11 protein-coding genes are annotated in these 14,010 nt (G+C 65.6%); 2 read left to right on the top strand and 9 right to left on the bottom strand.

Annotation, left to right across the window (positions count from 1 at the left end):
- Positions 1-305: 305 nt before the first annotated feature.
- Complete coding sequence (locus AC6H42_RS17980; RefSeq protein WP_200953903.1) at positions 306-1,328, top strand: hypothetical protein; 1,023 nt, start codon at positions 306-308, stop codon at positions 1,326-1,328.
- Positions 1,329-1,856: 528 nt separating this feature from the next.
- Here AC6H42_RS17980 and AC6H42_RS17985 read toward each other — a convergent pair.
- On the bottom strand, positions 1,857-2,747 hold the full coding sequence (locus AC6H42_RS17985; RefSeq protein ID WP_057153148.1) for a LysR substrate-binding domain-containing protein: 891 nt from the start codon (positions 2,745-2,747) through the stop codon (positions 1,857-1,859).
- Between the two features lie 119 nt (positions 2,748-2,866).
- Here AC6H42_RS17985 and AC6H42_RS17990 point away from each other — a divergent pair, with 119 nt between their 5' ends.
- Positions 2,867-3,253, top strand: a complete 387-nt coding sequence (locus AC6H42_RS17990; RefSeq protein ID WP_497548621.1) for a RidA family protein — start codon at positions 2,867-2,869, stop codon at positions 3,251-3,253.
- Here AC6H42_RS17990 and AC6H42_RS17995 read toward each other — a convergent pair.
- The 8 genes from AC6H42_RS17995 to AC6H42_RS18030 form a co-directional block, all read right to left on the bottom strand.
- Positions 3,250-4,398, bottom strand: coding sequence for a Fic family protein (locus AC6H42_RS17995; protein ID WP_497548622.1), 1,149 nt, complete (start codon positions 4,396-4,398; stop codon positions 3,250-3,252). The genes AC6H42_RS17990 and AC6H42_RS17995 overlap by 4 nt on opposite strands.
- Positions 4,399-4,637: 239 nt before the next feature.
- Complete coding sequence (locus AC6H42_RS18000) at positions 4,638-5,738, bottom strand: ribonucleotide-diphosphate reductase subunit beta (protein WP_200953902.1); 1,101 nt, start codon at positions 5,736-5,738, stop codon at positions 4,638-4,640.
- Between the two features lie 68 nt (positions 5,739-5,806).
- A complete protein-coding gene (locus AC6H42_RS18005) occupies positions 5,807-8,737 on the bottom strand; it encodes a ribonucleoside-diphosphate reductase subunit alpha (RefSeq protein WP_057153145.1) in 2,931 nt (976 codons plus the stop codon).
- Positions 8,738-9,149: 412 nt separating this feature from the next.
- On the bottom strand, positions 9,150-10,721 hold the full coding sequence (locus AC6H42_RS18010) for a sigma-54-dependent transcriptional regulator (RefSeq protein ID WP_497548623.1): 1,572 nt from the start codon (positions 10,719-10,721) through the stop codon (positions 9,150-9,152).
- A 28-nt stretch (positions 10,722-10,749) separates the two neighbouring features.
- The gene (locus AC6H42_RS18015; protein ID WP_497548624.1) at positions 10,750-12,435 is read right to left on the bottom strand and encodes a sensor histidine kinase; all 1,686 of its coding nucleotides are present in this window, start codon (positions 12,433-12,435) and stop codon (positions 10,750-10,752) included.
- A 2-nt stretch (positions 12,436-12,437) separates the two neighbouring features.
- Positions 12,438-12,779, bottom strand: coding sequence for a PP0621 family protein (locus tag AC6H42_RS18020; protein WP_057153142.1), 342 nt, complete (start codon positions 12,777-12,779; stop codon positions 12,438-12,440).
- Positions 12,776-13,579 carry a cytochrome C assembly family protein gene (locus AC6H42_RS18025; RefSeq protein WP_497548625.1) on the bottom strand — a complete coding sequence of 268 codons (804 nt, stop codon included), beginning with the start codon at positions 13,577-13,579 and terminating at the stop codon, positions 12,776-12,778. Before AC6H42_RS18025 ends, AC6H42_RS18020 begins: the two co-directional genes overlap by 4 nt.
- Positions 13,580-13,622: 43 nt before the next feature.
- The coding region (locus tag AC6H42_RS18030) for an ABC transporter ATP-binding protein (protein ID WP_497548626.1) at positions 13,623-14,010 on the bottom strand (388 nt) is incomplete at its 5' end.

Genomic DNA, 14,010 nt, shown 5'->3' on the forward strand with positions numbered 1-14,010 from the left:
ACACAGCGGCCTCGCCTCATAAGGCTAGCGACGACTCAGCTCAGGATGGACGAGTGCTGGTCGGGAACGGCCATGCGGCCGCCGGGGTTGGCACGGTCTTGGCGGCTGGCGCGGCAGCAGGAGCGGCGGCAGCAGCAGGTGCTGCAGGCTTGGCGGCTTCCTTCTTAGGCGCAGCGGCTTTCGGCGCGGCCGGCTTTTTCGCTGCCGGTTTGGCGGCTACTGGAGCGGGTGCGGCCGGCGCGGCAGCAGCGGCCGGCGCTGCTGCGGGAGCAGCAGGCGCGGCTACTGGCTTGGCAGCTGCCGGCTTGGCAGCTGCCTTAACGGCCTTTTTTGCTGCTGGCTTGGCGACGCCTTTCGCCGCAGGCTTGGCTGCTGCTTTGGCCGCAGGCTTGGCGGCAGGCTTGGCAGCGGCTTTAGCGGCCGGCTTGGCTGCAGGTTTCGCGGCTGGCTTGGCGGCTGGTTTAGCAGCAGCTTTGGCGGCCGGCTTGGCTGCAGGTTTCGCGGCAGCTTTTTTCGCAGCCGGTTTAGCTGCAGGCTTGGCGGCAGTTTTCTTGGCAGCTGGTTTAGCGGCAGCTTTGGCGGCCGGTTTGGCAGCAGCTTTCTTGGCAGCTGGTTTGGCAGCGGCTTTTTTCGCAGCTGGTTTAGCGGCTGGCTTGGCGGCGGCCTTCTTCGCTGCTGGCTTGGCTGCTGGCTTAGCAGCGGCTTTCTTGGCAACTGGCTTAGCTGCTGGCTTAGCTGCGGCTTTCTTCGCCGCTGGTTTGGCGGCTGGCTTAGCGGCGGCTTTCTTCGCTACCGGCTTGACTGCTGCTTTCGCTGCTGGCTTGGCTGCTGGCTTGGCTGCAGCTTTTTTCGCTACTGGCTTCGCTGCGGCTTTCTTCGCTACCGGCTTGGCTGCGGCTTTCTTGGCTGCTGGTTTCGCTGCCGGCTTGGCTGCTGCCTTAGCGGCTGGCTTGGCTGCCGGTTTCGCGGCGGCTTTCTTCGCTGCTGGTTTAGCAGCCGGTTTAGCGGCAGCTTTCACCGCTGGCTTGGCTGCCGGCTTGGCGGCGGCCTTCTTAGCGGCTGGTTTGGCGGCAGCGGCTGGTTTAGCCGCTGGTTTCTTTACTTCTTTCTTTGCTTTTGCTGTAGCCATTTTGGTCTCTCCTTCATCTAGAGATGAGAATTACGCACAAGATTTAAACCCGTCCGGCCCCCTGGCCAGGCGAATTATTCATCGGCGCAAACGACGGTTTGCGCTAATGAATTCGGCACCAGCTGAACTGCTGCAACTCCTCACGTTTGCAGCGCTTCAGCCCTGGCGTCGCCGTTCACTTGAACGGCCGACGCACTAAATCTTGTTGCGATGTTCGCGGGTCGCGGGCGTGCGCTCAGCTCCGGTCGTCCCCATCGCAGCCACATCGCGTTTTGATTTTCGAAGAAAAAACCGCCCGACCTGAGTCGTTCTCAGGCAAGGCGGTCATCGAAAAAACGGTGTGGTCTTGTGCATACTCGTGCGTGTTCGTATCCCATTTTGTTGATCGTTTTGCGGGGCCGCGCGGTTCAAAAAACCGCACAAAAAAAATCACGCAAATTCAATCTCGTAAAGTACACGAAAACCTTGTCGGTGCGCAACCGGCACAACTCACTTTCGCACTCTTTTTTGCACGTTAGGCGCGCTATCGCACATTAGTTCGTCAAATGAAGACACTGCACAGCGATTTTCGGCGCTCCGATCACGCCGATGCGCGCGCGCGAATTCGAAAAGTGCGTGCGCATTTTTTCGGTGCGCGGGCAAGGAAGCCTTGTGCGCGCAGGCGCACTTCGACGCGCAGTTTTGGCGTATGGACGCGCGCGGTTTTGGGTGCGCCGGCGCGCGCCGGTCAGTGCGCGCCGAAGTGCTCGCGCACCCAATGGCGCAACACCGTCGTGGCCGGCCGCGCCGACGCGCGCGCGCTGTACACCAGGTCGTAGCGGAAGCTCTCGAGCGACAACTCGAACGGCTGCACCAGCACGCCGGCCGCGAGCTCCTCCTCCACCAAAGTGAGACTCAGCAAGCCGATGCCCTGGCCGGCGATGGTCGCCTGCACCGCGTGCAGTTCCTCGCTGAAGGAGACGCCGGTGTCGGCGTCGATGCCGGCCGCGCCGGCGGCCGACAACCACTGGCGCCACTCGACCGCGCGCTCGTCGCCGCGCACCGCGTCGCCCCACTCGAAGTGGATCAGGGTGGCGCGGCGCAGCTCGCGCATGCTGCGGATGTTGAGCAGCGGACTGCACACGGGCGCGAAGCGGTCCTCGAACAAGTGCTCGACCAGCAGGCCGGGATACAGGCCGCTGCCGTAGCGGATGGCCGCGTCGGCATCGGCGTCGAGGTCCACCAGTTCGTTGGAGGCGTCCAGGCGCAGCGTCCAGTCGGGGTAAGCGTCGCGGAAGGCGCCGGCGCGGGTGGCCAGCCGGCGCGCCATGAAGGCCACCGTCGACGACAGCCGCGCCACCTGCGCGCCCTGCGCGCGCACCAGCTGCTCGATGGCGCGCTCGATGCTGTCGAAGCCGTCGCGCAAGGTGGGGAACAGCTGGCGCCCGGCGGCGGTCAGGGTGACGCGGCGCGGACCGCGCTCGAACAGCGCCACGCCGATGGCCTGCTCCAGGTGCTTGATCTGGTGGCTGACGGCGGTGGGCGTGACGTTCAGCTCCTCGGCAGCGTCCTTGAAGCTGAGGCGGCGCGCGGCCGCTTCGAACACGCGCAGGGCGCCGATGGCGGGCAGTTTTCTCATGCTGTCGATGGCTTAGTTTTTCTCATCTATCGAATGAGGAATGATCGTTTGCCGCCATGGAGCGGCGTTCGCATAATGGGCTTCGATTCATTTTAACTCAGTCATTGAAAGGATTCGCCATGCAGCTTGAACAGATCCACACCACGCCCGACCCGTACGCGCCCTACCTGCTGTCGCAGGCGATCCGCGCCGGCGGGCTGCTCTATATATCCGGCCAGGCCGGCGTGGGCGACGACGGCGCCATCGTCGGCGCGGACGATTTCGACGCGCAAGCCGCGCAGGCTTTCCGCAACCTGGAGCGGGTGCTGCTGGCCGGCGGCTCAAGCTTGCAGCGCGTCATCAAGGTGACCATCTACCTGACGTCGATGCGGCACTTCGGCAAGATCGTCGAGCTGCGGCGCCAGTGGTTCGCGCCGCCCTACCCGGCCGACACCATCGTGGAAGTGGCGGCGCTGTACGCGCCGGAGGCGATGTTAGAGATCGAGGCGATCGCCGCCGCCGGCTAGTTCAGCGACGGCGGGATGAAGCCCTGCTCGCCCAGCGCCTTGACCACGCCGCGCAGCAGATAGCTGGAAGTGAAGGACAGCGAGTACTGCCGCGCGCCCCCGTGGATGGGCTGCAGCATCTTCCGATCCACCAGCTTTCTGAGCTGGTAGGTGCGCTGCGCGTCGCTGAGCGCAGGCAGACTGGGGGCGAGGTCGGCCGACTTGGCGGTCTTCAGCTTCATCACGGTCAGCAGCACGGCGTGTTCGTCCGCAGTGATGAGACCGCGCTCGCGCGACACGGCCAGCGCCGGGACGAGGATTTTTTCCTGGAAGTAGCTGTAGTCGGCGAGGCGGTCGACCTTGCGCAACTCGTCCAGGATGCCTTGCAGGACGTAGATGCACCAGCCTTCCAGTGCGGCGTCGTGGCCCAGGTCGGCGAGGGCCAGCATCTCATAATAGTGGTCGCGGTCGTTGCAGAACACGGCGGTCGGGTTAAGCACGCGGCCCCCTTCGCGCACGTTGTAGCCGTACTTAATTAGCAGCGCATAGGTCAGGAGGCGGACCACGCGGCCATTGCCGTTGCCGAAGGGATGTATCCAGGCGAAGCGGTGATGGGCAGTCGCCACTTTGATGAGGTCGTATTTCGGCGGTGCGCCGTGGTTGATAAAGGCGATCAGTTCCTGCATATAGGCTGGCACTTGGAGCGGTGGCGGCGGCAGGTGGCGGGACTGGGCGATCCGTACCGGCTCGCTACGATAGGCGCCGGGGTTGCGGTCGCCCTCTCTAGTCAGACCAAGCACCGCCATGCTATGCAACTCGCGCACGAAGCGCTCGCTGATCGGGCCGCCTGGTTCGACGGTCCGCTCTATATATTGCATGGCGTCTTCTATATTAGATATCTCGCGCAGCTGGTCGCTGTCCTGCGTGCGGCCTTCGACGGCCGACTCTACATAGTCTGCCAACGTGGTGTGGTTGCCCTCGATGCGCGCCGAGCCCAGGCTCTCAAGCATGTGGAAGATTTGCTTGAGCTGGAGAAAAACCGGCGCTGGCGTGCTGCCGACGATCTGCAGGCGGCGCAGCTGCTCCAGTTCCGTCAACACGTCGACCAGCGACGAATCGAAGGAAGGATTCAGCAGCTTGAGGTCGGCGTGGCGGAACTCCGGCATGATGATTATCTGAAATGGGGCGATTCAGCTATCTTAAAAAACCAGAAAAATTCTGAATCAAATCAAACGGCTATCACCATCACTCTAGATCATCATCTTGAATTTGCCACCGGATTATCTGGAATCACTCGTCCGGCAGCATCCAATTCGACATGTTAGGCAGAGGGGCTGCGTGGGCTCACCCCTCACCCATAAAAAAACCCGGCGCGTGGCCGGGTTCCTGGTGACGCAGAAACGGATCAGTCCCAGTTCAGGGCGCCGCCGGTCTGGTATTCGGTCACGCGGGTCTCGAAGAAGTTGCGTTCCTTCTTCAGGTCGATCATCTCGCTCATCCACGGGAATGGATTCTCAGGCTGGTCGAACAGCGTTTCCAGGCCGATCTGGGTGGCGCGGCGGTTGGCGATGAAGCGCAGGTAGCCCTTGAACATGGCCGCGTTCAGGCCCAGCACGCCGCGTGGCATGGTGTCCTCGGCGTAGGCGTACTCCAGCTCCACGGCCTTCAGGAACAGGCCCTTGATCTCTTCCTTGAAAGCTGGCGTCCACAGCAGCGGATTTTCCATCTTGATGGTGTTGATCAGGTCGATGCCGAAATTGCAATGCATCGATTCGTCGCGCAGGATGTACTGGTACTGCTCGGCAGCGCCCATCATCTTGTTCTGGCGGCCCAGCGCCAGGATCTGGGTGAAGCCGACGTAGAAGAACAGGCCTTCCATCAGGCAGGCGAACACGATCAGCGACTTGAGCAGCTTCTGGTCGTTTTCCACGGTGCCGGTGGTGAAGGCCGGGTCGGTCAGCGTGTTGATGAACGGAATCAGGAACTCGTCCTTGTCGCGGATCGACTTCACTTCGTTGTAGGCGTTGAAGATTTCCTGCTCGTCCAGGCCCAGCGACTCCACGATGTACTGGTAGGCGTGGGTGTGGATGGCTTCCTCGAAGGCCTGGCGCAGCAGGTACTGGCGGCATTCCGGCGCCGTGATGTGGCGGTAGGTGCCCAGCACGATGTTGTTGGCGGCCAGCGAGTCGGCGGTGACGAAAAAGCCCAGGTTGCGCTTCACCAGGCGGCGCTCGTCTTCGGACAGGCCGTTCGGGTTCTTCCACAGCTCGATGTCGCGCTGCATGTTTACTTCCTGCGGCATCCAGTGGTTGGCGCAGCCGGCCAGGTATTTGTCCCAGGCCCATTTGTACTTGAACGGCACCAGCTGGTTGACGTCGGTCTGGCCGTTGATGACGCGCTTGTCGTCGGCGTTCACGCGGCGGGCGATCTGCTCGGCGGTGCCTTCGGCGTTGAGTGGTGCTTGGGGTTGCGCGGCTGGCGCAGTGTCTTCGTCCCAGGACAGCATGATATTTCCTTCTTGAATTAACGACGGAACCGCGCCATCGGGCGCGGTCTTCCTAACTTCCTATTGTATTACTGGCAGGCTTCGCATTCCTCGAAACCATCGTCACCCGGACGCAGGTAGCAGGCGGCGCCGTCTTCCACGGCGGCGGCCGATGCCGCGGCGGCGGCAGCGGCAGGGGCCGCAGCGGCGATGGCGCTGGCCGACATGCCGCCGTCCACGGCCACCGCGTTCAGCGCGCCGGTCTTGGAGGTCGATTTCTCCATGTGGGTGGCGGCGATGGTGCGCAGGTAGTAGGTGGTCTTCAGGCCGCGCAGCCAGGCCAGCTTGTAGGTCTCGTCCAGCTTCTTGCCCGAGGCGCCGGCCATGTAGATGTTCAGCGACTGGGCCTGGTCGATCCACTTCTGGCGGCGGGAAGCCGCTTCCACCAGCCAGCTCGGCGAGACTTCAAACGCGGTGGCGTAGATGTCGCGCAGGTCTTGCGGCACGCGGTCGATCTTGGTCAGCGAACCGTCGAAGTACTTCAGGTCGGCGATCATGACCTCGTCCCACAGGTCGCGCGCCTTCAGGTCGCGCACCAGGTAGGAGTTGATCTCGGTGAACTCGCCCGACAGGTTGGACTTCACGTACAGGTTCTGGAACGTTGGCTCGATGCAAGCGGACACGCCGATGATGTTCGAGATGGTGGCGGTCGGAGCGATCGCCACGCAGTTCGAGTTGCGCATGCCGAACTTCTTGATGCGCTCGCGCACCGGGGTCCAGTCCATGGCCGCCGAGCGGTCCTGCTCCAGGTAGCCGCCGCGCTCTTCGGCCAGCAGCGCGATCGAGTCCTGCGGCAAGATGCCGCGGTCCCACAGCGAACCCTTGTACGATTCATAGTGGCCGCGCTCTTCGGCCAGCTCGGTCGAAGCCAGGTAGGCGTAGTAGCACACCGCTTCCATCGAGGTATCGGCGAAGTTCACGCATTCCTGCGACGAGAACGGCACGCGCATCATGTGCAGGCAGTCCTGGAAGCCCATCACGCCCAGGCCCACCGGACGGTGGCGCATGTTGGCGTTGCGGGCCTTGTCCACGGCGTAGTAGTTGATGTCGATCACGTTGTCGAGCATGCGCATCGCGGTGCGGATGGTCTTTTGCAGCTTCACGTGGTCCAGCTTGCCCTCTTTCATATGGGCCGGCAGGTTCACCGAACCCAGGTTGCAGACGGCGATTTCGTCCGGGCCGGTGTTCAGGGTGATCTCGGTGCACAGGTTGGACGAGTGCACCACGCCCACGTGCGACTGCGGCGAACGGATGTTGCACGGATCCTTGAAGGTGATCCATGGGTGGCCGGTTTCGAACAGCATCGACAGCATCTTGCGCCACAGGTCCAGCGCGGCGATCTTCTTGAACACGCGGATTTCGCCGGCGGCGGCCTTGGCTTCGTAGCCGGTGTAGGCCAGTTCGAAGGCTTTGCCCACCTTGTCGTGCAGGTCCGGCGTTTCGGACGGCGAGAACAGGGTCCACTCGCCCTTTTCCATCACGCGCTTCATGAACAGGTCGGGAATCCAGTTGGCCGTGTTCATGTCGTGGGTGCGGCGGCGGTCGTCGCCGGTGTTCTTGCGCAGGTCGAGGAATTCCTCGATGTCCATGTGCCAGGTTTCCAGGTAGGCGCACACCGCGCCCTTGCGCTTGCCGCCCTGGTTGACCGCCACGGCGGTGTCGTTGACCACTTTCAGGAACGGCACCACGCCTTGCGATTTGCCGTTGGTGCCCTTGATGTGGGCGCCCAGCGCGCGCACCGGGGTCCAGTCGTTGCCCAGGCCGCCGGCGAACTTGGCCAGCAGCGCGTTTTCCTTGATGGCGTCGTAGATGCCTTCCAGGTCGTCCGACACGGTGGTCAGGTAGCACGACGACAACTGCGAACGCAGGGTGCCCGAGTTGAACAGGGTTGGCGTCGAGCTCATGAAGTCGAAGGTCGACAACAGGTTGTAGAACTCGATGGCGCGCGCTTCGCGGTTCTCTTCGCGCAGCGACAGGCCCATGGCCACGCGCATGTAGAACGCCTGCGGCATCTCGATGCGCACTTCGCGCACGTGCAGGAAGTAGCGGTCATACAGGGTCTGCAGGCCGATGTAGCCGAACTGCAGGTCGCGGTCGGCCACCAGGGCCTTGGCCAGCTTGGCCAGGTCGAACTTGGCCAGCTCGGCGTCCAGCAGCTCGTTCTCGATGCCCTTGGCGATGTACTGCGGGAAATAGGTAATGTACTCGGCGGCAGCCTTGGCTTGCGGCACTTCATGGCCGAACACTTCCTTGCGGATGGTGTGCAGCAGGATGCGGGCCGTCACTTGCGAGTAGGCCGGGTCTTTTTCCATCAGCGCGCGGGCGGCCAGGATGGCGGACTTGTGCAGTTCCTCGACCGGAACGCCGTCGTACAGGTTTTTCACGGTCTCGGCCAGGATGGCGTCCGCGTCCACGTGCTTTTCCAGGCCGGAGCAGGCTGCGTTGATCAGGTCGCGCACTTCCTGCATCACCAGCGGACGGCGCACGCCGTTCTCGGTCACGCTCAGTTCAGGCTCGGCGGCGGCGGCGGTGCCGGCGGCGTCCTTCTTGGCGCGGCGCTCTTCCATGTGCTTGGCGCGGTACAGCACATAGGCGCGCGCCACGTCGTGCTGGCCCGAGCGCATCAGCGCCAGTTCCACCTGGTCCTGCACGTCTTCAATATGGAAGGTGCCGCCGGACGGCTGGCGGCGCACCAGCGCCGACACCACGCTGTTGGTCAACTCTTCGACGATTTCACGTACGCTGGCAGAGGCGGCGCTCTGGCCGCCGTGCACGGCCAGGAAAGCCTTGGTCATGGCGACATTGATCTTGGACGGTTCGAACGCCACCACCGCGCCGTTGCGGCGGATGATGCGGTAATCGCCCAGCGCGCTGGCTGCCGTGGCCAGGCCGCTGACGGCGCCCGCCGATGCCGGCGCTTGTGGCGCCACTTGGTTCGTGATGTCTTGAGTTGATTGCATTTAAGCTCCCGAAATAGCAGTGTGTTGCCAGCGTGATTTGATAATAAAGTTCGTCAATTGCTCTAGAGTATCTTTGAGCGATTGCCAAGATTTAGTACTACATCTAGTGAACGGACCAAATTTAGACACTAATTGTAGTTAGCCTGCCTGGGCAAGACAAGGGAAAATTGGCGCAAAAACGGCAATTTTTCTATTGACATTTAGCGACGCCCGAAGCCCCGGGCCGGAGCCGGATAGCAAGCACTAACGCCGCGTTTGGCGCACCGTTTCGCGCTGCCTTATCCTTGGGCAGCCGGGCCGGCGCGGCCGTATATTGCACTGGCGAAAACACAACATTGCCGCTTGCGCCAGCCGCCGGCACCCTGGCCGGAACCGGGCGGCGGGGCAGCATTATAGTCTACCCGGCACGGTCCTACCCTTCCGGCTCCTGGATGTTGAGCTTTTGCATCTGGTAGCGCAGCTGGCGGAAGCTGATGCCCAGCAGGCTGGCGGCCTGGGTACGGTTGTACTGGGTCTGCGCCAGCGCGCGCATGATGATGTCGCGCTCGACCTGGGCCAGGTAGTCGGGCAGGTTGCTCGGCAGCGCGTCCGGGGCGGCGGGCAGGCCGCCAGCCGCCGGCGCCGGTGTGGGCGCCGGCGCGGACGCGGCGGGTGCGGGTGCGGGCGGCGCGGGCAGGTGCATGTAGCCCTGCGGCGTGCCCGGCCCCTGCGGCGCGCCGGTGTCGTGGCGCAGCTCGGCCGGGGGCGGCAGGTAGCCGGGCGGCGCATCCGGGCTCTTGCCCACCTTGAGCGCCAGGTCGCGCACCTCGATCACGCCGTCGTTGGCGAAGGCCAGCGCGCGCTCCAGGATATTCTCCAGCTCGCGCACATTGCCGGGGAAGGCGTAGCCGCGCAGCGCTTCCAGCACGCCCGGCCCCAGCACCACGCGCTGCTCGAAAGTGCCCAGCCGGGCCAGGATGGCGTCGGTCAGCAGGCCCAGGTCGTCGGCCCGCTCGCGCAGCGGCGGCAAACTCAGCTCGATCACGTTAAGCCGGTAAAACAAGTCCTGCCGGAACGCGCCGCGCTCGACCAGCTGCTCCAGGTTCTTGTGGGTGGCGCTGATGATGCGCACGTCCACGGCCTCCTCGGCGGTGGCGCCGATCTTGCGCACGCGCCGCTCCTGGATCGCGCGCAGCAGCTTGACTTGCATGGCCAGCGGCAGGTCGGCCACCTCGTCGAGCATCAGGGTGCCGCCGTTGGCGGCCTGGAAAAACCCGTCGCGCTCGTCGGCCGCGCCGGTGAAAGCGCCCTTGCGGTAGCCGAAGAATTCGGCCTCCATCAGCGCCTCGGGAATCGCGCCGCAGTTGACGGCGATGAAGGGCTTGCCGGCGCGCGAGCTTTGCGCGTGGATCTCGCGCGCGGCCAGCTCCTTGCCGCTGCCGGACTCGCCGTTGATGGCGATCGGCGCCATCGAGCGCGCCAGGCGCGCGATCTGCGCGCGCAGCGCCTGCATCACGGCCGAGTCGCCCTTGAGCCGGCTCGGCGCGCGCGGCGCCGCGTCCGCCGCCTCGGCCGCCGGTGCGTTCAGCCGCAGCGCCGACTGCACCATCACGCGCAGCTGGTCCAGTGCCACCGGCTTGCTGATGTAGTCGAAGGCGCCCGCTTTGAGCGCCACCACCGCATTGTCGGCGCTGCCGTAGGCCGTCACCACCGCGATCGGCGTATTGCGGAAGCTGGCCGACACTTCGCGCACCAGCTCCAGCCCCAGCCCGTCGGGCAGGCGCATATCGGTCAGCACCAGCGCGTAGGGCGCCGCGCCCTTGCCGTCCGCGCCCTCCCCTTGCGCCTGGGCCTGGGCTTGCGCCAGATAGGCGCGCGCCTGCGCCAGGTTTTCGGCACTGTCCACGTCCAGCCCCATCTTGAGCAGGGTAATTTCCAGCAGCTCGCGCAGGTCGGCTTCGTCGTCGACGACCAGCACGCGCGGGGAATTGCGGGGAGCACTCATGGGTGTCCTTCTCTATATAGTAGGTGGTTCAGGCGCCCGGCCTGGCAAACGTGATCACGAAACGGCCGCTGGACTGGCGGCTGCCGTCGGCCTGCACGCCCTGGTCGTAGCGGTATTCATAGTCCAGCATGGCCTCGTTATTCAAGCACAATTCGCGCGCCAGATACAGCCCCAGCCCGGTGCCCTTGCTGGAGGTGGTGTAGAACGGTTCGAACAGGTGGGCCCGCACCTCGGGCGAAATGCCGGGACCGTCGTCCTGCACGTGCAGCTCCAGGCCCGCGCCGCGCCCGCGCCCGCCCACCACGAACACCCGGATGCTGCCCGGCCGGCCGCTCGCGTAGCGCACCGCGTTGTTGAGCAGGTTGAGCACCACCTCGCGCAGGTGCAGCGCGTCGAAGCGCACCGTGGCCGCGCCGCCGCCCACCTCCAGCCGCACGATGCCCGGCGCCAGCGCGTGCGTGTCCTGGAACTCGGCGGCCAGCTCGGCGAGAAAGCCGGCCAGCGCCAGCGGCTCGCTGTGCGGCTGCACCTTGCGCGACAGCTGCAGGATGTCCTCCACCATGCGGTTCACGCGCGCCACGTTGTCGGCCACGATCTTGAGCAAGCGCGTGTGCACCGGCCCGGCCAGGTCCTCGCTCAGCAGCGAGGTGGCATGGCCGATGGCCGACAGCGGGTTGCGCACCTCGTGCGCGATGCTGGCCGTGAGCCGTCCCATCGAGGCCAGCTTCAAGTCCTGCGCCTGGTTTTCGATGGCCGTCACGTCCTGCAGGAAGATCACGCTGCGCTCCACGTCCAGGCCGTCGGCCTCGACCGGCGCGAAGCGCACCTTCAAATGCGCGGCCAGTTCGCGCCGCGCGCTCCAGGCCGCCGTCACGTCCTGCAGCGCCGGGTCGGTGTAGGGCTTGATGGTCAGGAACGCCGTGGCCTGCAGCGGGTCGGCGCGCCAGTCGCGGTAGGCGCGCGCCAGCGGCGCCAGTGCCGGCGCCGACGCCAGGTCGAACTGCGCGTCGCCGGCCAGGCCCAGCATTTGCTGCGCGGCCGGGTTGCCGGCCACCACCTGGCCGCCGGCGTCGACCACCACGATGCCGTCGCTCATGTGCGACATCACCAGCCGGTTGACCGCCTGCTGCACGCCGATCTCCACCCCGCGCCGCGCCGCCAGCTCTTCCTGGCCGATCAGCTTGGCCGCCATGCGGTTGACCACCAGCACCGCCGCCAGGAAGGCCGCGCCGAACAGGCCGGACTGCAGCAAGGTGCTGTCGGCGTCCTGCACCACCGTCTGCCATAGCGCCGTGCCCAGCATGAACAGCGCCACCAGCGAGGCCGAGAACAGCGCCAGCACCAGCGGCGCCAGGATGGCCAGGCCGGCCAGCGGGAACAGGTAGAGGATGGCCAGGCCGCTGCGGGCGCCGCCGGCGCCCAGGTAGAGCAGGGAAATCAGGGCCAGGTCGCAGGCGATTTGCAGCAGCAGCTGGGCCAGGAAGCGGCGCCGCACCTTGCTGGTGAGCACCGCGAAGCCCAGCGCCAGCAGCAGGTAGGCCGCGCACACCTGGGCGTACATCAGCGAACCGGCGCCGCGCAGGCCGCGCGTATCGACGCTCAGGTAGGCCAGCAGCACCAGCGCGATCACCACCCGGGTGCCGTTCAGGGTTTGCAGCGAGCGCCAGAAGGTGTCGCGCGACGCGGCCGTCAGCGCTTGCAGGCGCGCCGTCACTGTCAGGGCGCCGGCTGCTCGGCGTGGGCCTGGCTGCAGAAATCGCGGCCGCCGCGCTGCACCGCCTCGGACGCCGGGAAGAACACCCCGCAGTGCGCGCAGCTGAGCATGGTTTCCGCCTCGGCCACGGCGCGCGCGCGCGCCTGCGCCTGGGGCGAGCCGGCCTGGCGCGCCCGCTCCTGGGCCAGCGCCTCGGCTTCGGCGGCCGCGCGCGCGGCGGCCATGCGCGCCGCTTGCTGCGGGTCGGTGCGCATCTGCTGGGCGCGCGCGGCCGCGCGCAGCTTGCTGCGGATCGCCGCCACCACCAGGAAAATCAGCGCCAGCCAGAACAAAATACGTGTCATGCCATACCTCGATGCAAAACCACTTCCAGGACAAAACGGCTGCCGACATAGGCCAGCAGCAGAGTGGCGAAACCGGCCAGGGTGAAACTGAGCGCCGTCTTGCCGCGCCAGCCGCGGAAGTGGCGGCCCGCCAGCAGCGCCGCGAACAGCAGCCAGGACAGCAGGGTGAAGACCGACTTGTGGTCCCACTTGAGCGCCTTGCCGAACAGTTCCTCGGAGAATACGATGCCCGACAGCACGGTCAGGCTGAGCAGCACGAAGCCGAAGGCGATCAGGCGGAACAGCAGCTTTTCCATGGTCAGCAGCGCCGGCAGCTGGTCCAGCGCGGCCGACAGGAAGCCGGCGCGCTGGCCGCGCGTGTGCAGGCGCGATTCCTGCAGCGCCATCAGCACCGCGTGGAAGGCGGCGATGGTCAAGGTGCTGTAGGCCAGCGTGGCCACCGCGATGTGCCAGCCCAGAATGCGGGCGTTGCCGTCCAGCGCCACCAGCGCGCCGGGGAAGGCGGCCTGCAGCAGCACCGCCAGCGCCGCGTTCGGCATGACGATGCGGCGCAAGCCGTCCAGCGCGAAATTGCGGTTTTCCAGCCAGTAGGCGCCCACCGAGATCCACAGCGCCGACGACAGCATGGCGGCAAAGCCGATGCGCAGCGAACCGGGCGCCGACACCGCCAGCCACAGGCTGGCCCCGTGCAGCAGCCAGGCCGCCGCCGTGGCGGCCGAGATCAGGCCGGCCCGGCGCGGCGGCAGGACGGCACACACTATATACAGCAACGCGGCTGCGATCAGAAAATAAGTCTGCATGGGGATAAGTTTACACTAAGCGGGCGCGCCGCATGCCCGCCCGCTAATCGACCGCCGCCATGCGCAGCTCGTCGTGGTGGTGGCGCTGCTGTTCCTCCATCACCAGCTGGCCCAGTTCGCGCTTGAGGGCGTTGAACTCGGGCGCGGCCGGGTCGCGCCCGCGCGGCAGGTCCACCGCCAGGTCGCGCTTGACGGTGCCGGGCCGGTAGGTCATGACCACGATGCGGTCGGCCAGGTAGATGGCCTCCTCGATGCTGTGGGTGACGAAGATGATGGTCTTTTTCAGCTCGGACCAGATGCGCAGCAGCTCGTCCTGCAGGTTGCGCCGCGTCAGCGCGTCCAGTGCGCCGAACGGCTCGTCCATCAGCATGATGGGCGAATCGAGCGCCAGCACGCGGGCAATGGCCACGCGCTGGCGCATGCCGCCCGAC

The organism is Massilia sp. NBRC 108631 (assembly GCF_059704565.1).

Bases quoted from the DNA above. Each gene is read 5' to 3' on its own strand.
- AC6H42_RS17985 (WP_057153148.1), bottom strand. From the start codon at position 2,747: ATGAGAAAACTGCCCGCCATCGGCGCCCTGCGCGTGTTCGAAGCGGCC.
- AC6H42_RS17990 (WP_497548621.1), top strand. From the start codon at position 2,867: ATGCAGCTTGAACAGATCCACACCACGCCCGACCCGTACGCGCCCTAC.
- AC6H42_RS17995 (WP_497548622.1), bottom strand. From the start codon at position 4,398: ATGCCGGAGTTCCGCCACGCCGACCTCAAGCTGCTGAATCCTTCCTTC.
- AC6H42_RS18000 (WP_200953902.1), bottom strand. From the start codon at position 5,738: ATGCTGTCCTGGGACGAAGACACTGCGCCAGCCGCGCAACCCCAAGCA.
- AC6H42_RS18005 (WP_057153145.1), bottom strand. From the start codon at position 8,737: ATGCAATCAACTCAAGACATCACGAACCAAGTGGCGCCACAAGCGCCG.
- AC6H42_RS18010 (WP_497548623.1), bottom strand. From the start codon at position 10,721: ATGAGTGCTCCCCGCAATTCCCCGCGCGTGCTGGTCGTCGACGACGAA.
- AC6H42_RS18020 (WP_057153142.1), bottom strand. From the start codon at position 12,779: ATGACACGTATTTTGTTCTGGCTGGCGCTGATTTTCCTGGTGGTGGCG.
- AC6H42_RS18025 (WP_497548625.1), bottom strand. From the start codon at position 13,579: ATGCAGACTTATTTTCTGATCGCAGCCGCGTTGCTGTATATAGTGTGT.